Consider the following 18,135-nt stretch of genomic DNA (forward strand, 5'->3'; position numbering starts at 1 on the left):
CGGGACGGGCGCACACTAAGCTGTGGGCCCCGGTGAACTTCTCGCGCCGGGCGCGGGTCAACGATATCGTCGCAAAAGATTAAATGTAATGAGCATGAAGAAAATTCGTTTGGCATGTTTGGGGATTGCAGTCAGTTTGCTGGCTGCGTGTACGACTACGCCGCGTATCGCCGCGCCGGTCGTTGACCGGACATCGGGTGGTGTCAAGCCGGCTGCGGATGCAGCGCCGGCGGCACCACGTCCCGAAGGCAAAGGGTATTACACCGTCAAGAAGGGCGACACGCTGTATCGCATCGCGCTGGAGTTCGGACAAAGCTATCGTGACATCGTGGCCTGGAACAATCTGGCCAATGCCAACGATATCAAGGTCGATCAGGTATTGCGGGTAGCACCGCCGGACGGCAACAATCTTGCTGGGGGGGCGCAGACCGGCGCGATCAGTTCGCCATCTTCCGGCATTGAGGTCAAGCCGCTGGGCGCGGCACCAGCACCGGCTGCCGTTGCTGCCGGTGGCAACAAGAGCGGACCGCGCGGCGACAAGCGCGCCTATTCCGACAGCACGCTGGCAGAACTGGAAAAACCGGACAGCACAACGCCATCGGCACCGGCTGCGGTTGCACCGGTCAAGCCTGATACCTCGCATGCAACACCGGCGCCGGCTGAAAAACCGGCGGCAACGGCACCGGCCACACCGGCAGTCGATGATGACAATGTGTCGTGGATGTGGCCGGCCGAAGGCAAAGTGGTAGGCACCTTCGATGGCGGCAAGAAGGGTATCGATATCGCCGGCAAGAGCGGTCAGGCCGTGCTGGCAGCAGGTGCCGGCAAGGTCATGTATGCCGGCAGCGGCATTCGCGGCTATGGCAATCTGGTGATTGTCAAACATACCAACAATCTGTTGTCCGCCTATGCGCACAACAAGGTGATTCTGGTCAAGGAAGGTCAGGCCGTGACCAAGGGGCAGAAGATCGCCGAAATGGGTAATTCCGACAGCGACAGCGTCAAGCTGCACTTTGAAATCCGGCAGCAAGGCAAGCCGGTCGATCCATCCAAATATTTACCACCGCGTTAGCGTATGAGCACAGTTCACCGCAATGACGATTTGAATGATGATGAGGCGGGATCAGAAGATCTCGATGCCGCCGAAGATATCTCTGAGGAAGTCGAAGTTGTTGACGGTGAACTCGTTAGCCGTGAGGAGCCTGTCGTCGCGCAGGTGGATGGCGTCGAAGAACTGAAAAAGGTATTGGTCGCCGAGTTGTCGACCGATACCACGCAGCACTATCTGAACCAGATCGGCACCCGGCCGCTGCTGAGCGCGGCCGAAGAGTTGCACTTTGCAACGCTGGCCAAGCAGGGCGAATTCGTCGCCCGTCAAAAAATGATCGAACACAACCTGCGGCTGGTGGTGTCGATTGCCAAGCATTACATCAATCGCGGCGTGGTGTTGCTGGACCTGATCGAGGAAGGCAATCTCGGTCTGATGCGTGCCATCGACAAGTTCGAACCCGAACGCGGTTTCCGTTTCTCTACCTACGCCACCTGGTGGATACGCCAGAGTATCGAGCGCGCCATCATGAATCAGGCCCGGACTGTACGTCTGCCGGTGCACATGGTGCGCGAGCTCAATCAGATATTGCGTGCCAAATACCATCTGGAAGCGCAACAGCACGACGGCCGCGATGCCTCGGTCGAGGACATCGCCCATCTGGTTGGGCGGCCGATTGAAGATGTGCAGGATGTGCTGGCGCTGTCCGAGCATGCGGCATCACTGGATACGCCGCTCGATGGCGATCCGCAAGCCAGCCTGATGGATTTGCTGCCGGGCGCGATGGAAGAAAACCCCGATGCACGTGCCGAGTCGCAGGAAATGACCTTGCTGATCCGCGACTGGCTCAAAAGTTTGTCAGACAAGCAACGCTTGGTCATCATGCGTCGCTTCGGTCTCGATAATGACGATCCGTCAACGCTGGAACAACTGGCGACCGAGATGGGCATTACCCGCGAGCGGGTCAGGCAGGTGCAGCAAGAGGCGCTGATCAAACTGAAACGCACCCTGACGGCGCGCGGGGTCGGCAAGGACGCCTTGTTCTAGAGCCGGCTCTGCGTTCTACCGCATTGATGTTCATCCTCTTGTTTGCGGCGATGTCATTTCCCGCTTCCCTCGCATCGCGGTATCGCGGACAATAGCGGCTTTTGCATTTTTCCGGCGTCCTGGCCGGCTTCACAGGTTCCCATGCAGCAACTTATCATCGATATCAAAGCCCTCGACATGGATGGGCGTGGCGTTGGTCATCTCAATAATGAGGATGGCACGCAAGGCAAAGTGGTGTTCGTCGAAGGCGCATTGCCGGGCGAGCAGGTCACGTTTCACTCCTTCCGCAAGAAGCCCAAGTGGGAAGCGGCGACCATGACGCGCCTGATCCGCGAGTCGTCGCAGCGGGTCAAACCGCGGTGCGCCTACTTTGGTGTGTGCGGCGGGTGCGCCATGCAACATCTGGAACCGTCGGCACAGGTTGCCATGAAGCAGCGGGTGCTCGAAGATAATCTGTGGCATCTTGCCAAAACCAGGCCGGAGACCATGTTGCGGCCGATTTACGGGCCCACCTGGGGCTATCGCTACCGGGCCCGCATTTCGGTCAAGAACGTGGTCAAGAAGGGCACCGTGCTGGTCGGTTTTCATGAAAAGAAATCGCCGTTCGTGAGCGACATGAAGACCTGCGAAATTCTGCCGCCGCATGTGTCGGCCATGCTGGTGCCGCTGCGGGAATTGATCGGTTCGCTGTCGTTGATTGATCGTCTGCCGCAAATCGAACTGGCCATTGGCGAGGGCGAAGGCGGCGAGCAAGTGACGGTGATGGTGTTGCGCGTGATGGAACCGCCGACCGCTGACGACCAACTCAAGCTCAAGGTTTTTGCCGACCTGCACAAGGTGCAGTGGTGGTTGCAGTCGAAAGGACCGGACACCGCAGTACCGTTTTATCCGCCGCAATCCGACCTGCATTACACCTTGCCTGAATTCGGCGTCAAGATGCCATTCAAACCGACCGATTTTACCCAGGTGAATCACCAGATCAACCGCGTGCTGGTCGCACGTGCCTTGCGGCTGCTGGATGCGCAGCCGGAAGAACGGATTGCCGACTTGTTCTGTGGCCTCGGCAATTTCACCTTGCCGATTGCCACGCAGGCCAAGACAGTCGTCGGCATCGAAGGCAGTACGGCACTGACCGAACGCGCTGCCGACAATGCCGGCGTGAATGGCCTGGCTGCCAAAACCAGCTTCCATTGCCGCAATCTGTTTGAAGCCAAGACTGAAGATTTTGTGGCGTTGGGTAAGTTTGATCGCATGCTGGTCGACCCGCCACGCGAAGGCGCGCTCGAAGTCTGTCGCGCCATCGTCGGCTTGCGCGCGTCCCATCCTGACCTGATGCCGCGCCGCATCGTTTACGTTTCCTGCAACCCGGCAACACTGGCGCGCGACACGGCCGAGCTGGTGCAGGGCGGTTATCAACTGAAGCTGGCCGGCGTGGTCAACATGTTCCCGCATACCGCACACGTGGAGTCGATGGCAGTGTTTGATTTGCCGGCATAAGGGCTGGGCCGACATATTGGTGCCGTTCGACAAGCCCGCCATGAATGGCGGGTTTTGTTTTTTTGGAGCGACGAGCAATGCTGAAATACCTGCAACGCGTCTGTGATGTTGGTCTGCTGCTGTTGGCGGCGCTTTTGTTTGGCGCGATATTGACGGCCAGATTGCAGACCGGCAGCCTGGGTTTGCTGATTCCCGAGGCTCCTTATATTTACGAGCGCCGCGACTTTGTCATCGATGCGGTGATGGCAGCACTGGCCGGCTGGGTGTTGCTGCTGTTAGCGGAGCGACTGGTGCGTGAACGGTTGCCCCAGTTTGCCGAATATGGCTGTTTTGCCATCGCGTTGTTGCTGTCCATGTATTGGGGCCCGCCGTCGCCGCTGATCTTCGGCAATACCTGGGGGGCCGGCGAAGCAACCCGCGAATTGTTTCTGGCGCACATGGATATTATCGTGCCGCTGCTTGTCATGGCGCTGGTATTGCGTACACTGTTGCGCAGCATGCTGGCGGCGTGGTCGTCTCGCAAGAAATCGGTCAGTAGCGGATTCCGTTGAGGTGATGAATGTCGATAACTTATAAATTTGCGAGCGCCGGTGACGTCGATGCGCTGGTGGCGTTGATTAATGCTGCCTATCGTCCTGCACAGGATGGTGGCTGGACGCATGAAGGGGGATTGGTATCGGGGCCGAGAATCAACGCGGCGCAAATGAGGCATACCATCGCGGACCCGCATTCAGTTGTGATCTTGGCGTTGGCGAAGCAGGAGGTTGTGGCCTGTGTGCATGTACAGAAGCAAGGATCCGATAGTTGCATCGGTACGCTGACCGTGGCCCCGGCCATGCAAAACACCGGTGTTGGCAAGGTCATGCTGGCGCGCGCCGAACAGCACGCAACAGAACATTTCGGTGCCCGACGGCTGTTGATGCTGGTGCTGTCGCCACGGCATGAGCTGATCGATTTTTACCTGCGCCGAGGTTATGTGCGCATGGGTGTATTGCAGGACTTTCCGGTCGATGCCGGGGTTGGCGTACCCATGCAACCTGGCATGACACTCGAAAATCTCGAGAAAATCATTTCCTGACGACGCTGTTTCAGGCACCGGCACTGGCTGGCAGCGCTTGGCACTTTGCTCCGCCAGTGGAGCCTTCAACTGGCTCATACAACTGAATGCTCCATACAGGCGCATGGAGCATCAAGTCCCTTGTGTGTCCACAGACAGGTTTCCCCCAAACGAGGGATGGTCTAGGCGCAAGAAACCCTTTTAAAAATAAACAATTTATTGTTACTTTTTAAAAATGAACAATTAATTATTCATTTTTGACTTATTCCTGTCTGCACAATAAAATGGTTTTAATTGAGAAAGGTCCATTTTATGGTGAACTCATTAGCGGCAATTGGCGCTCAGATACGTCGTACCCGCAAGGAGCGGAAATGGAGTGCCCAGGTGCTGGCGCAACGCAGCGGCATCCATCGCAATACCTTGCTGGCGCTGGAAACCGGCAAAGGCAATATCGAGTTGAGCAAATTATTGTCGGTGTGTTCCGAACTCGGCCTGGAATTGCTGTTCGTGCCGCAACAAGTGTATGCGCTGCGCGCCGCTGACGATCAGGGCGTACGCACGGAATTGTCGGAGCGTCTGGACAGTTTGATGGAGAACGCACCATGACCATGCTGCGGGCACTGCGCGTGCGTCTTGGCGTAACGGATGTGGGTTCGCTGTTTGCGCTCGATGACGGACGCGTGTATTTCCGTTTCGATGATGCCTATGCCACTGCTGCCGGGCGACCGGTCTTGTCGCAGTTGTATTGCGCGGCGACCGAAGAACGCACCATCGCACAATTGCTGGACCCTGCACTGGATGTCAATCGCGGTGATGGCAAGGGCGGTTTGCCGCCGTTTTTCCAGAACCTGCTGCCGGAAGGACAGTTGCGCAAACATCTGATGGAGCGTGCCGGATTGGCGCCCGATGATGAATTCGGTTTGCTGGCGTATTGCGGCAAGGATTTGCCGGGTGATGTATCGGTGCTTGCAGAAAACCTGGATGATCGGGCACTCGGACGATTGATTGCCCAGAGTCGTGACAGCTATGAAATGAGCGCCGGTCAGTTGCCGACGCCGGATGGTGAATCGATTTCCGGGGTGCAGCCGAAGATCGGTCTGGTGCGCGCTGCCGGCGGCCGTTACGTGATGCGCTCCAAGGATAGCCGGGGGCAGCACTTCATCGGCAAATTGCCTGCCAGCGATTATCCCGGCATGCCGGAAGTCGAATTCGCCTCATTGACGCTGGCGCGGGCGGCCGGGGTCAATGTCTGTGACTTCGAACTGGTGCCATTGAGCGCGATTGCCGATCGCCTGCCATTCGGCTTGCGCAGTGACGCTGAACACTTCCTGCTGATCCATCGTTTCGACCGTGATGCCGGTACTGCCACCGGCCGTTTGCACATGGAAGACTTTGCCCAGATCACCGGTACCCCGGCCAGTGGCAAATATTCCGGTACTTATGCCGCGCTGGGCGTGGTCTTGCAAGAACGCAGCAATCTCGGTGAAGAAGATGTGTTCGAGCTGTTGCGGCGGATCAAGGTCAACGAATTGCTCGGTAATTTCGATGCGCATCTGAAGAATTTCAGCCTGCTGTATCGCACCCCGACCAGCGCAGTGCTGTCGCCAGCTTACGATATTGTGGCTTATGCCGCGTATCTGACCGGCAATGGGCATGCGCTGGCATTTGCGCCACGCCAGAAACCCAAACAATTGCTGACGCCGGCGGTGTTGCGCCAGCTCGCCAATATCTGGCAGATTCCCGAACCGAAGTTGCAGATGGTATTGATCGATACGGTCGAACGCGCGATGCAAAGCTGGCCGGATTTGCTGCAATCGCTGCCATTGACTGCGGTTCAGCAAAGCCGCATCACCGAACATCTGGCATGCAATCCCAGTGTCATCGCCTGGCAGCGTCGTGCTGCGCGCAAACTCGGAGGACATGCATGAAGCCATCTTCACCGTTGCCGATCAAGGATGGCGTGGCCCCGAGTTATCTGTGGCTGCCCGGCGGTCAAGCGGATGGCATGCTGGCATTTTTGCTGATGCGTTTTCCGGCGATTGATGAAGCCACTTGGCGTTTGCGCATGCAGCGCGGTGAAGTGGCTGATCAGCATGGGCAGCGATTGCATCCGGATAGTCCGTGCCGCCGCGGCGATTGCATTTTTTACTATCGCGATCTGGAAGGGCGTGAACAGCCGATTCCTTTCGAGGAAGAAATCCTGCATCAGGACCAGCATTTGCTGGTGGTCGACAAGCCGCACTTTTTGCCGGTGATCCCGACCGGCCGCTTTTTGCACGAGACCCTGCTGGTACGACTCAAAAGAAAAACCGGGCTGGCCGATCTGACGCCGATTCACCGGCTTGATCGCGAGACAGCCGGGGTCATCCTGTTTTCAACCAATACCGCAAGCCGCGGGGCCTATCAGTCCATGTTCCAGCAACGGGAGATGGATAAGACCTATGAAGCGGTAGCCGGGACGCTGGAATCCACACAGTTGCCATTGATCTACCGCAGCAGGCTGGAGGAGGCCGAGCAATTTTTTCTGATGCGTGAAGTGCCGGGAGCACCGAACTCTGAAACCCATATCGATCTGATTGAGCGCCGTGGTGCACACAGCCTGTATCGGCTCAATCCGGTCACCGGCAGAAAACATCAGTTGCGGGTCCATCTGGCAGCCCTCGGCATACCGATCCTGAACGATACGTTTTATCCGCACGCGGTACCTGCCGGCACCCCGGATGACTACGACGCGCCATTGCAACTGCTGGCGCGCTCGATTGCGTTTACCGATCCCTTGAGCGGGGAAGTCCGTTATTTTGAAAGCAAGCGGCGTTTGTAACCGGGTTTGAAATCCGGTTTGACATCTGATCAGGCCGCTGCATCCGCCAGCGCCGGCTTGTCGCCGTCGGTCACCGTCTTCAACTGGTGCAGCGAAGCGACCAGATCGGCAAAGCGTTGCCCCTGAATCATGATGTGCTGCCGCAGCAGTTCGACCGTCAGCTCACTGTTGCCGGCAATGATGGCGTTGACCACGCCGTCATGTTCGTCGAATGAGGTTTTGAGGCGGTCGCGCACGCGCAGTTGCAAACGCCGGTAAGGCCGCAGCCGGCGGTGCAGGGCACGCGCCTGCTCGGCCAGGAAGGTATTGTGGCTGCCGGCATAAATCTGCTCGTGAAACGCTTCGTTCTTGTAGAAGTAGGCATCCGTATCGGAACTGTCGCGCGCTTGCTTGCAGGCCAGATGACTGGCCATCAGCGTCGCATGCTCGGCGACACTCATGCGCCGTGCGGCAAGACGGCCACACATGGCTTCGAATTCCGCCATGACTTCAAACATTTCAATCAATTGTTGCGGCCCGATCTCGGCCACGATGGCACCGCGTCGCGGCCGCATCACGATAATTCCCATCGACGCCAACTGGATCAAGGCTTCCCGGATCGGTGTACGCGACACCCCGAATTCCTCCGCCAGCACAGTTTCATCGAGATGCTGGCCGGGCGCCAGCCGGCCGACGGCAATCATTTCTTCGATTTGCTCGCGCAGGGTTTCGGATCGGTTTTTGGGTGTGTCCATGGTCTTTACCAAGTGAAGGGCGAAAACATTTTAATGCAGAATTTGTGCTTGACAATGTATGCGCGCTGTAAGATCTTGTATACAAGAATAAGCCATAAAAAATCAAAAGAGTAGAAAAAGCGTAGAAATATATTCCATTCACCAGGAGGATAGACATGACATCGCAAAAACGCAGAAGCATTTTGGGGGCGCTGGCAACCACACCTTTGTGGGCCGGCAGTACATCGGTATGGGCGCAAACCACGGCGCTCAAGATTTCACATCAGTTTCCCGGCGGCACCATCAACGAGGGCGATTTCCGCGACCGGCTGGTCCGCCTGTTTGCCGAAGAAGTCGGCAAGCGCAGCAAGGGCAGCCTGAAATTCGAGATTTATCCCGGTTCTTCGCTGATGAAAACCAATGCGCAATTCTCGGCCATGCGCAAAGGCGCGCTGGATATGTCGCTGGTGCCATTGAACTACGCCGGCGGCGAAGTGCCGGAAACCAATATCGGCCTGATGCCGGGTCTGGTGACGTCATACCAGCAAGGCTCGGCCTGGAAGAATGCGGAAGTCGGCAAGGAGCTGGCGCGCATCCTGTCCGAAAAGGGCATTCTGATTGTCAGCTGGATCTGGCAAGCGGGCGGCGTCGCCTCACGCGGCAAACCGATCATTGATCCGAGCGATGCCAAAGGCATGAAGGTACGCGGCGGTTCGCGCGAAATGGACCTGATTCTCAAAGAAGCCGGTGCCGCAGTCGTTACGCTGCCATCCAACGAGATCTATGCCGCCATGCAAACCGGCGCCATGGATGCGGCCATGACATCGTCGACCTCGTTCATGTCGTTCCGCCTGGAAGAAGTGGCCAAGAGCCTGACCACCGGACGCGACAAGGCGTATTGGTACATGTTCGAACCGCTGATGATTTCCAAGGCCGTATTTGACCGCCTGAGCAAAGAACAGCAAGCCATCATCATGGCCGTCGGCGCAGATATGGAGACGTTTGCCCTGAAGGCGGCCCAGACGGATGACGTCGCCGTGGCTGCGGTGTATCAGAAAGCCGGCGCCAAGGTAGTTGACCTGAATGCCGCTACCGTCAAGAAATGGCAAGACATCGCCCGTGCCACGGCATGGAAAGACTACGCTGCCAAGAATGCCAATTGCGCCAATCTGATGAAGCTGGCGGAGAAACTCCTATGAGTCACGGCTTTGAAATGCAACCGGCGGCCAAGCCGCCGGTGCCTGCCAACGCCGTGTTGGCAGCCGTAGCCGGATTGCTCGACAAGTACAACAAGGTGGCGGTGTTTCTGGCCATGATTGCCTTGTTGCTGACTTCGGTAATCCTGACGTACTCGGTGGTAGTGCGTTACTTTTTCCATCATCCGACCGACTGGCAGGACGAGGCATCGGTCTTCATGCTGGTGGGCGTGATCTTTCTGTGTTCGGCGTATGTGCAGTCCTTGCGCGGACACATCGGCATCGAGGCGCTGGCCGGCATGTTGTCGCCGCTGGCCAATCGTATCCGGATGTTCATCGTTGATCTGGTGTCGTTCGCGTTTTGCGCCTTCTTTTCCTGGAAATCATGGACGCTGTTCCATGAAGCCTGGGTGGATGGCCAGACTACATCGTCGACCTTTGCACCGCCATTGTGGATTCCTTACGCGATGATGGCGCTGGGCATGAGCATGCTGACACTGCAGTTGCTGGTGCAAGTATTGACCCGCATCACTGGTACCCGGGAGGCCACATGACACCGCTTACCCTTGGTTGCCTGTATGGCATTGTCACGATTCTCGTCATGTGTTCCGGCATGCCGATTGCCTTCGCGCTCGGCGTGGTGGCGACCGGCTTCATGTATTTCTTCATGCCGGCGTCTTCCCTCGATACCGTGACGCAAAACGTCTATGAAGAAATCGCCTCGATCACCTTGTTGTCGATTCCGCTGTTTATCCTGAAAGGCGCTGCGATAGGCAAATCGCCCGCCGGCAAGGATTTGTATTCAGCGATTCACGCCTGGCTCAACCGGGTTCCCGGTGGTCTCGGCATCGCCAACGTCTTTGCCTGCGCCTTGTTTGCGGCCATGGCTGGTTCCTCACCGGCGACTTGTTCGGCCATCGGCTCGGCAGGTATTCCGGAAATGCGCCGGCGCGGTTATTCGCCCGGGTTTGCGGCCGGCATCATTGCTGCCGGCGGTACCCTCGGCATTCTGTTGCCACCGTCGATCACCATGATTCTGTATGCGGTGGCTGCCGAGCAATCGCTGGGGCGCCTGTTTCTGGCCGGTATCGGTCCCGGCGTGTTGCTGGTGATCCTGTTTGCCGGCTATGCCGTGTATCGGGCGCGCAAGGAATACAAGATGGCGCATGCAATCTACCAAAGCGGCGGCCTCAAGTCGGCCTATCTGGATGATGAGCATTTCACGCTGGCGCAAAAGGTAGAAATGCTGCCGCGCGTGCTGCCGTTCCTGATCTTGCTGATCGGTGTCATGGTGGCGCTCTATGGCGGTCTGGCGACACCATCCGAAACGGCCGGCTTGGGCGCGTTGCTGGCGATCGTGCTGATTGCCGTGGTGTATCGCATCTACAAGCCGCGTGAACTGGTGCCATTCCTGAACTCGACCATCAAGGAATCAGGAATGCTGCTGCTGATCATCGGCATGTCGCTGCTGTACTCCTATGTGATGAGTTATCTGCACATCAGTCAGTCGGCGGCGCAGTGGGTGGTCGACATGCATCTGTCGAAGTGGCTGTTGCTGGCGGTGATTTTGCTGATGGTGATCGTGCTCGGCTTTTTCCTGCCGCCGGTATCGATTATCCTGATGACCGCGCCCATCATTTTGCCGCCGCTGCGGGAAGCCGGTTTCGACCTGATCTGGTTCGGTATCGTCATGACCGTGGTGATGGAAATGGGGTTGATTCATCCGCCGGTCGGACTCAATTTGTTTGTCATCAAGAATATCGCGCCTGACATTGCCTTGTCGGATGTGATCAAAGGAACCATCCCGTTCCTTGGTTTGATGTTTTTGGCAGTGGTGCTGCTGTGTCTGTTCCCGGGCATTGCCACCGGTTTGCCTGATATGTTGATGGGAGTAAAGTAAATGCCAAGCAGCGAGCGCGAGTGGAATCAGCGTCAGCAAAACCGGGATGCGCGCCTGGCGCGCGCCGCCTCATCTTTGGGCGGCGCGCTCAACGGCAAACTGGTTGCGACTGAACGTATTGCTGATCTGTTCTACAGTGTGATCGAGTCGGGTGACCGGGTGTGTCTGGAGGGCAATAACCAGAAGCAGGCCGATTTTCTGGCCAAGGCGCTGGCCGGACTCGATCCGGCGCGCTTGCATGACTTGCATATGCTGTTTTCGGTGCTGGCCTTGCCGGAGCATCTGGACCTGTTCGAAAAGGGCATTGCCGCCAAGCTGGATTTTTCATTTTCCGGCCCGCAAGCCGGGCGGCTGGCCAAGCTGGCTTCGTCCGGCAAGCTCAACATCGGCGCGATTCATACTTATCTGGAATTGTTCGGCCGCTACTTCGTGGATCTGACGCCGCGGGTAGCGCTGGTCGCCGCGCAGGCAGCCGACCGCCACGGCAATCTGTACACCGGGCCGAATACCGAAGATACGCCGGCGATTGTGGAAGCAACCGCCTTCAGCAGCGGGATCGTGATTGCCCAGGTCAATGAAATTGTGGATGTCTTGCCGCGCATCGATATTCCGGCGGACTGGGTCAGTTATGTGATCAAGGCGCCGACGCCGCATTACATCGAACCGTTGTTTACGCGTGATCCGGCACAGATTTCAGAAATCCAGATCTTGATGGCGATGATGGCGATCAAGGGGATTTATGCCGAATACGAAGTGCAACGCCTCAATCACGGTATCGGTTTTGATACTGCCGCCATCGAGCTGATCTTGCCGACCTATGCCGCATCGCTCGGCCTGCGCGGCAAGATTTGCAAACACTGGGCATTGAATCCGCATCCGGCCCTGATTCCGGCAATTGAAGCGGGGTTTGTCGAATCGGTGCACTCCTTCGGTTCCGAACTGGGCATGGAAGACTACATCCGGGCCCGTCCTGACATCTTTTTCGTCGGTCCCGACGGTTCCATGCGCAGCAACCGCGCCTTTTCCCAGACGGCCGGGCATTATGCCTGCGACATGTTCATCGGCTCTACCTTGCAGATCGATTTGCAGGGAAATTCCTCGACTGCGACGCTGGGCCGGATTGCCGGTTTCGGCGGCGCCCCCAACATGGGCGCCGATGCCCGTGGCCGGCGGCACGCCAGTCCGGCCTGGCTCAAAGCAGGGCAACAGGCACGCGCCGGCAAAAACACCATTCCGCGCGGTCAGAAACTGGTGGTGCAAACCGTGGAAACCTTCCGCGAGCACATGCAACCGGCCTTCGTCGAACGACTCGATGCCTGGCAACTGGCAGAACAGGCCAACATGCCGATTCCGCCGGTCATGATTTACGGCGACGATGTGACCCATATTTTGACGGAAGAAGGCATCGCCAATCTGCTGCTGTGTCGCAGCGATGAAGAACGTGAACAGGCAATACGCGGTGTGGCCGGTTACACCCCGGTCGGACTCGGGCGCGACCGTCGCATGGTGGAAAACCTGCGCGACCGCGGCATTATCCGGCGTCCGGAAGACATGGGCATCGACAAGCGGCTGGCGACCCGCGATCTGTTGGCTGCCAAGAACATGAAAGATCTGGTGCGCGCGTCGGGTGGCTTGTATCACCCGCCGAAACGCTTCCGCAACTGGTAACGCCTGATGCTGGCCGGTTTTGCGCAGCATTCGCAGGCGATTTGACGAGAAGGTAGTGGTACATCATGGAAACTCTGGTATTCCGTTTCGAAAACGGTCAGCGTCATTTGAAGGCAAGTCCGCAACTGGTCGGCGTGGTCAGTTCCGGCAACCTGGAAGTGTTGATCGAGCCGGCAGCGCTGAACGGTGCTTGCAGCATTGAAATCAAGACTGCCGCACGCGGCTTCGGCGCGATCTGGGAAGCGGTGATGGGCGACTTTCACAAACGCTGGCAACTGGCCGATACGCGTATCGCCATCAATGACATGGGAGCCACACCGGCAGTCGTCAGTTTGCGACTGGATCAGGCGGTCGAAGCGATGGTGGCGCCATGAGCAGTTATCTGGAAGCGAATGCGCGCGAACGCATGGCACAGATCCTCGATGCCGGCAGCTTTACCGAATTTCTGCCGCCGGCGGCGCGCATCGTCAGTCCGCATTTGGGGCAACTGGATGCGCCGGTGTCATTCGATGACGGCGTCATGGTCGGGCTGGGTTTGCTGGGCGGCCAGAAGGTGGCGGCAGCAGCGCAGGAAGGCGGCTTCATGGGCGGCGCTGTAGGCGAAGTCCATGGTGCCAAACTGGTGGGTTTGCTCAAGCGTGCAGTGCAGGAACAGGTGGCGGCAGTCGTTCTGCTGCTGGAAACCGGCGGTGTGCGTTTGCATGAAGCCAATGCCGGCCTCATCGCGGTATCCGAAGTCATGCGTGCCGTGCTCGATACGCGCGCTGCCGGCATTCCGGTGATTGTGTTGGTCGGCGGCGCCAACGGTTGTTTCGGCGGCATGGGCATCGTCGCCCGTTGCGCCAATAGCGTGATCATGTCGGAAGAAGGGCGGTTGGCCATGTCCGGACCGGAAGTGATTGAAACCGCCAACGGCGTGGAAGAATTCGATTCGCGCGACCGCGCGCTGGTGTGGCGCACCACCGGCGGCAAGCATCGTTATTTGCTGGGCGATTGCCAGGCGCTGGTGGCGGACGATACGACGGCATTCCGCGATGCGGTCTTGCAAGCCATGCAAAGCCTGAGCGGCAGCCACAGTGGTCTGACGCTGGCGGCATTGGAAGCAGAACAGGCCATGCTGAGCAAGCGCTTGACTGCGTTCGGCGATGCCGAAGACCCGGCCGATATCTGGAGCCGGCTCGGGATTGCGCAAGCGGCACAATTGCCGATGCTGGAAGCAGAGCCGTTTGTGGCGTTGACGGCAGCCTATCGGATCAAGGAGTGAGCATGGAATGGCAACCACTGGCGCAGGCGCTGTTTCCGCAAGGCTACAGCATCAGCGCAAAAGAGAATTTCCTGAGCGGTACGGCGCAAGTCGAAGGCGCGACCGTCAGCATCGTCGGCACTACCGGACATACACCGATCGGGGTGGAGATCGCCTTGCTGCAGGCGCAGGCGATTTTACAGACGGTGCGGGAACATCCCGGCCGTGCCATCGTGATTCTGGTCGATACGCAGGGGCAGCGTTTGCGGCATCGTGACGAAATGCTCGGCATCAACAGCTACATGGCGCATCTTGGTAAGTGTATCGAACTGGCGCGGCGGCAGGGTCATCGCATCATCGGCCTGGTTTATGACCAGGCCTTGTCGGGCGGCTTCATCACCAGCGGGCTGATGGCCGATGCCTGCTATGCCTTGCCGGATGCAACGATTCGCGTGATGGGCTTGCCTGCCATGGCGCGCATTACCAAAGTGCCGGAAGAAACGTTGGTCGAACTGGCCAAGAGCAATCCGGTCTTTGCACCGGGGCCGGAAAACTATAAACGCATGGGCGGCGTAGCCGATATCTGGAGCGGTGATCTGGCAGCGGCGCTGGCGCAGGCTGTCCAGACTGCCAGTGCAGTGGACGAGCGGGCTGCACTGGGTCTGGCACGCGGTGGCCGCAACTGGTCGCAGCGGGTAGTGACGGCGATTGTCACGAACAGCGATGTTGCCCCGGCATAATCTGGTCTGGCTGTCTGCCGTCGGCTGGCAGCAGGCGCTGGCGCAGGCTGCACCATCGGACCGTGCGGCACTGATGCAATGGCAGGCGCAGGATTGGCCGGCGATAGTGCGGCGTCACGATGCAGATGCCGGACCCGGTCAGTTGTGCCTGGGCGTGGCCTTGCCGCCCGACCGCAACGGCCATAAACGGCGCATCGCGCTGCGCGTATCGCATGCCGGTGTGACCCGACAACTGGCAGCGCTGAGTCTGGACCAGGTGGTGCAGGGCAGTGCTGTCATCAATGCGCCCGCCATTCCTGCAGCGTGGCGGGAACATCTGCCATTGTTGTTGCAGGAGTTGCGGCAATTGCCAGCGACATTGACGCTGGCCGTATATGGCTCATTCGCCCTGCAAGTACTGACCGGGCAGCCCTATGTGCAAGCCTCCTCCGATATTGATGTGTTGTTGCGTCCGATCTCGGTGCCGCAGTTGCAGGCGACACTGGCCTTGCTGATCCGTCATGCAGCATGGTTGCCGCTGGATGGCGAACTGGTGTTTCCCGGTGAATTGGCGGTGGCGTGGAAAGAATGGGCCAGAGCGACAAGCGCGGACCGGGTGCTGGTAAAACGTGCCGCCGACGTAGTTTTGATGCGGGTTGATGCACTACTGGCGACACTTGCAGTGACGACATGCGCAGCCTGAACGCCTCTCCATCTGCCGGCCACAGGCAACCGGTGTTGTCAGCCGTCGGCTTATCCGCGTCAACCGGTCGCCGTGACGCTGTTGCGATGCGTGATTTCTGTCGCCGGCTGGCACGTCAGGCGGTGCGCAGCCTGTATCAGGAGCTGACGCTTTATCCCAAGCCGGGGCTGGTGTCGCTGGTCGATAATGGCAGTCATCACGATATGAATGCTGCGACTTTCATGCGTAGTCTGTTTTCCTTGCGCCATTATTTCCGCTTGATTGCCGAGGCCGGGGTCGCCGCTGCATCATTCACGGAATTGAAGCGGCTGGGTGTGGCCGCCGAGCAGCGCATGTTGCTGGCGACTGCCGGCGTCAACACCCATCGCGGCGCCATTTTCAGTCTCGGCATGCTGTGCGCGGCGATGGCCGCCTGTCATGCGCAAGGGATTGCGCTGTCACCGCCGGCGATCAGAGCGGTGTTGTTGTTGCATTGGGGCGAAGCGCTGGCGCAGCATACCGATGTCGTTGCGGTCGCCACCGACACCCGACTCAGCAACGGTTTGCAAGTGGCGGTGCAGCATGCGGTTGGCGGCGCGCGGGAAGAAGCCGCTCTGGGATTTCCGGCTCTGTTCGAGATTGCGCTGCCGCACATGCAGGCAGCACTGGCTGCCGGACGTGATTGGGAGCACGCCAAGATTGATGGTTTTTTCATTTTGATGGCGCACGTCAGCGACACTAACATCTATCATCGTGGCGGCGCCGGCGGGATGGCGGTAGTGCGCGGGGCCAGTCACCGTTTCCTTGCCGCCGGCGGTACCGGCAATCCGCACTGGATGGCGCTGGCGCTGGCAAGTCATCACGAATTTGTGAGGCTGCGGCTGTCGCCGGGTGGCGCTGCTGATTTGCTGGCAGCGTGTTGTTTGCTGCAACAGATATGCCAGCAAGAGATGGCGGCATGACGGCGCGTCTGGCGATTCTGTGTCCGGGGCAAGGCGGGCAGCATGCCGGGATGTTCGATCTGGCATTGGCTGATGCGCGTGGCCGCGCAGCTCTGGAAGCCTGTGCGCTTGAGTCGCGCTGCGGCCAACCGTTGACGGCATTGCTGGCGGATGACCGGCACCTGTTTGCCAATCGCTATGCCCAGGCATTGGTGGCGGCATCGTCACTGGCGATGTGGGCCATGCTCAAAGATGAATTGCCGGCGCCGGCATTGGTGGCGGGCTACAGCATCGGCGAACTGAGCGCATACGGCGTGGCCGGCGCGCTGCCGGTGCCGCAAGTGATCGCCGCTGCGGCGCAGCGCGCGCAATATATGGATGATTGCCTGCATACTGAACCGCAACAAGGATTGCTGGCGCTCAGTGGTATTGACGCCGCGACGGTGCGCCGGCAATTGCAGGGACAATCGGCCTGGATTGCCATCGAAACCGGATTTGACAGCATGATCATCGGTGGCAATCACGCTGCGCTGGCGTCGATGCAACCGCAATGGCGAGCCGGCGGTGCCCGGGTCAGCCCGCTGCCGGTCGGCATTGCCTCGCATACGCCACTGATGGCGGCGGCGCAGATACCATTCACCGCCATGCTCAGGACGCTGGACTGGCAAGTGCCGCTAGTGCGCGTGGCGGAGGGGATTTCGGGACAACTGATCGATACCGTGGCGGCCGCGCAAAGCAGCTTGTCGCGTCAATTGACGGAACCGATTCAGTGGGCCGCCTGCATGGATGCCTGCGCCGAGCAGGGCATTACGGTGGCGCTGGAACTGGGGCCGGGCGCCGCCTTGTCGCGCATGTTGCGTGAGCGCCATCCGGCCATTGCCTGTCGCTCCATGCAGGATTTTCGCAGCAGCGCAGGTGCCTTGCGCTGGCTGACGACGCAACTGGAATAAGCAGATTGAACCGCAGGCCGGTCTCGGCTTACACTGGCAGCATGTCCGCTCTTTCTTCTCCCGACACCACGACGGCAAATACCGGCTATTGCGGCATTTTGCTGGCCGCCGGCACAGGTTCGCGCTTTGATCCGGCCGGCGTTGACAACAAACTGTTGGCGATACCGGCCGATCTGCAGCAAGCGATAGTGTTGACTGCCGCCGCCAACCTGCTGCAAACGGTGCCGGTGCTGGCGGTATGCCGGACCCCGTTGCTGGTGCCGGGATTGACGGCAGCCGGTTGCACCGCGCTGATCTGCACTGAAGCCGGGCTGGGCATGAGCGCATCGCTCAAGTATGGTTTGCAGCATGCCGCGCAAGCGCAGGGGTGGATCATTGCGCTGGGTGACATGCCTTACGTCAAACCTTCGACGTATGCCGGCTTGCTGGCGGCATTGAAGGATGGCGTCGATATTGCGGTGCCGGTTTATCAGGGACAACGCGGCAATCCGGTGGCGTTCAGCCGGCGTCACTGGTCACGTCTGATGGCCCTCGAAGGCGACCGTGGCGGGCGGCAATTGCTCAAGGAATTTCCGGTGCAGGAAATTCCGGTCAACGATCCCGGCATTCACCGGGATATCGATACCCGCGACGACCTGCACTGCCGCTGAATC

Annotated in this window: 20 protein-coding genes; 19 read left to right on the plus strand and 1 reads right to left on the minus strand. The window is 59.0% G+C overall.

What is annotated here, in order from left to right:
• The first annotated feature begins 94 nt into the window (after window positions 1–94).
• From AKL27_RS06650 to AKL27_RS06685, 8 genes are all read left to right on the plus strand, one after another.
• On the plus strand, window positions 95–1,072 hold the full coding sequence (locus AKL27_RS06650; RefSeq protein WP_050462123.1) for a peptidoglycan DD-metalloendopeptidase family protein: 978 nt from the start codon (window positions 95–97) through the stop codon (window positions 1,070–1,072).
• A gap of 3 nt (window positions 1,073–1,075) precedes the next feature.
• Entirely contained in the window at window positions 1,076–2,095 is a 1,020-nt protein-coding gene (rpoS, locus tag AKL27_RS06655; RefSeq protein ID WP_050462016.1) for an RNA polymerase sigma factor RpoS, read from the plus strand.
• A 141-nt stretch (window positions 2,096–2,236) separates the two neighbouring features.
• The gene (gene rlmD / locus AKL27_RS06660) at window positions 2,237–3,592 is read left to right on the plus strand and encodes a 23S rRNA (uracil(1939)-C(5))-methyltransferase RlmD (protein WP_050462017.1); all 1,356 of its coding nucleotides are present in this window, start codon (window positions 2,237–2,239) and stop codon (window positions 3,590–3,592) included.
• Window positions 3,593–3,669: 77 nt separating this feature from the next.
• Entirely contained in the window at window positions 3,670–4,143 is a 474-nt protein-coding gene (locus AKL27_RS06665) for a hypothetical protein (protein ID WP_050462018.1), read from the plus strand.
• An 8-nt stretch (window positions 4,144–4,151) separates the two neighbouring features.
• On the plus strand, window positions 4,152–4,670 hold the full coding sequence (locus AKL27_RS06670) for a GNAT family N-acetyltransferase (RefSeq protein WP_050462019.1): 519 nt from the start codon (window positions 4,152–4,154) through the stop codon (window positions 4,668–4,670).
• 291 nt (window positions 4,671–4,961) lie between these two features.
• Window positions 4,962–5,255, plus strand: coding sequence for a helix-turn-helix domain-containing protein (locus AKL27_RS06675; RefSeq protein ID WP_332308333.1), 294 nt, complete (start codon window positions 4,962–4,964; stop codon window positions 5,253–5,255).
• A complete protein-coding gene (locus AKL27_RS06680) occupies window positions 5,252–6,577 on the plus strand; it encodes a type II toxin-antitoxin system HipA family toxin (RefSeq protein ID WP_050462020.1) in 1,326 nt (441 codons plus the stop codon). Before AKL27_RS06675 ends, AKL27_RS06680 begins: the two co-directional genes overlap by 4 nt.
• Window positions 6,574–7,470 carry a pseudouridine synthase gene (locus tag AKL27_RS06685; protein WP_050462021.1) on the plus strand — a complete coding sequence of 299 codons (897 nt, stop codon included), beginning with the start codon at window positions 6,574–6,576 and terminating at the stop codon, window positions 7,468–7,470. The genes AKL27_RS06680 and AKL27_RS06685 overlap by 4 nt, the downstream gene beginning before the upstream one ends.
• A gap of 29 nt (window positions 7,471–7,499) precedes the next feature.
• Here the strand turns inward: AKL27_RS06685 and AKL27_RS06690 are convergent, their stop codons facing one another.
• Entirely contained in the window at window positions 7,500–8,204 is a 705-nt protein-coding gene (locus tag AKL27_RS06690; RefSeq protein WP_050462022.1) for a GntR family transcriptional regulator, read from the minus strand.
• A 155-nt stretch (window positions 8,205–8,359) separates the two neighbouring features.
• Between AKL27_RS06690 and dctP the strand changes: the two genes are divergently transcribed.
• From dctP to AKL27_RS06745, 11 genes are all read left to right on the plus strand, one after another.
• Complete coding sequence (gene dctP, locus AKL27_RS06695; protein WP_050462023.1) at window positions 8,360–9,382, plus strand: TRAP transporter substrate-binding protein DctP; 1,023 nt, start codon at window positions 8,360–8,362, stop codon at window positions 9,380–9,382.
• Entirely contained in the window at window positions 9,379–9,933 is a 555-nt protein-coding gene (locus AKL27_RS06700; RefSeq protein ID WP_050462024.1) for a TRAP transporter small permease, read from the plus strand. Before dctP ends, AKL27_RS06700 begins: the two co-directional genes overlap by 4 nt.
• Window positions 9,930–11,279 (plus strand): TRAP transporter large permease, encoded by a 1,350-nt coding sequence (locus AKL27_RS06705; protein ID WP_050462025.1) that lies wholly within the window; start codon window positions 9,930–9,932, stop codon window positions 11,277–11,279. The genes AKL27_RS06700 and AKL27_RS06705 overlap by 4 nt, the downstream gene beginning before the upstream one ends.
• Window positions 11,280–12,947, plus strand: a complete 1,668-nt coding sequence (mdcA, locus tag AKL27_RS06710; protein ID WP_050462026.1) for a malonate decarboxylase subunit alpha — start codon at window positions 11,280–11,282, stop codon at window positions 12,945–12,947.
• Between the two features lie 65 nt (window positions 12,948–13,012).
• Window positions 13,013–13,321: a malonate decarboxylase acyl carrier protein gene (gene mdcC / locus AKL27_RS06715; protein WP_050462027.1), complete on the plus strand. Its 309-nt coding sequence runs from the start codon at window positions 13,013–13,015 to the stop codon at window positions 13,319–13,321.
• The gene (locus AKL27_RS06720) at window positions 13,318–14,211 is read left to right on the plus strand and encodes a biotin-independent malonate decarboxylase subunit beta (RefSeq protein ID WP_050462028.1); all 894 of its coding nucleotides are present in this window, start codon (window positions 13,318–13,320) and stop codon (window positions 14,209–14,211) included. The genes mdcC and AKL27_RS06720 overlap by 4 nt, the downstream gene beginning before the upstream one ends.
• Window positions 14,212–14,213: 2 nt before the next feature.
• Window positions 14,214–14,930, plus strand: a complete 717-nt coding sequence (gene mdcE / locus AKL27_RS06725; RefSeq protein ID WP_050462029.1) for a biotin-independent malonate decarboxylase subunit gamma — start codon at window positions 14,214–14,216, stop codon at window positions 14,928–14,930.
• Entirely contained in the window at window positions 14,914–15,612 is a 699-nt protein-coding gene (gene mdcG, locus AKL27_RS06730) for a malonate decarboxylase holo-[acyl-carrier-protein] synthase (protein WP_050462030.1), read from the plus strand. The genes mdcE and mdcG overlap by 17 nt, the downstream gene beginning before the upstream one ends.
• The gene (gene mdcB / locus AKL27_RS06735) at window positions 15,600–16,553 is read left to right on the plus strand and encodes a triphosphoribosyl-dephospho-CoA synthase MdcB (protein WP_050462031.1); all 954 of its coding nucleotides are present in this window, start codon (window positions 15,600–15,602) and stop codon (window positions 16,551–16,553) included. Before mdcG ends, mdcB begins: the two co-directional genes overlap by 13 nt.
• Window positions 16,529–17,482, plus strand: a complete 954-nt coding sequence (locus tag AKL27_RS06740; RefSeq protein ID WP_332308334.1) for an ACP S-malonyltransferase — start codon at window positions 16,529–16,531, stop codon at window positions 17,480–17,482. Before mdcB ends, AKL27_RS06740 begins: the two co-directional genes overlap by 25 nt.
• A 41-nt stretch (window positions 17,483–17,523) precedes the next feature.
• On the plus strand, window positions 17,524–18,132 hold the full coding sequence (locus tag AKL27_RS06745; protein WP_050462033.1) for a nucleotidyltransferase family protein: 609 nt from the start codon (window positions 17,524–17,526) through the stop codon (window positions 18,130–18,132).
• The last annotated feature ends 3 nt before the right edge of the window (window positions 18,133–18,135 follow it).

Origin of the sequence: Herbaspirillum autotrophicum, assembly GCF_001189915.1 — a bacterium.
GTDB lineage: Bacteria > Pseudomonadota > Gammaproteobacteria > Burkholderiales > Burkholderiaceae_D > Herbaspirillum > Herbaspirillum autotrophicum.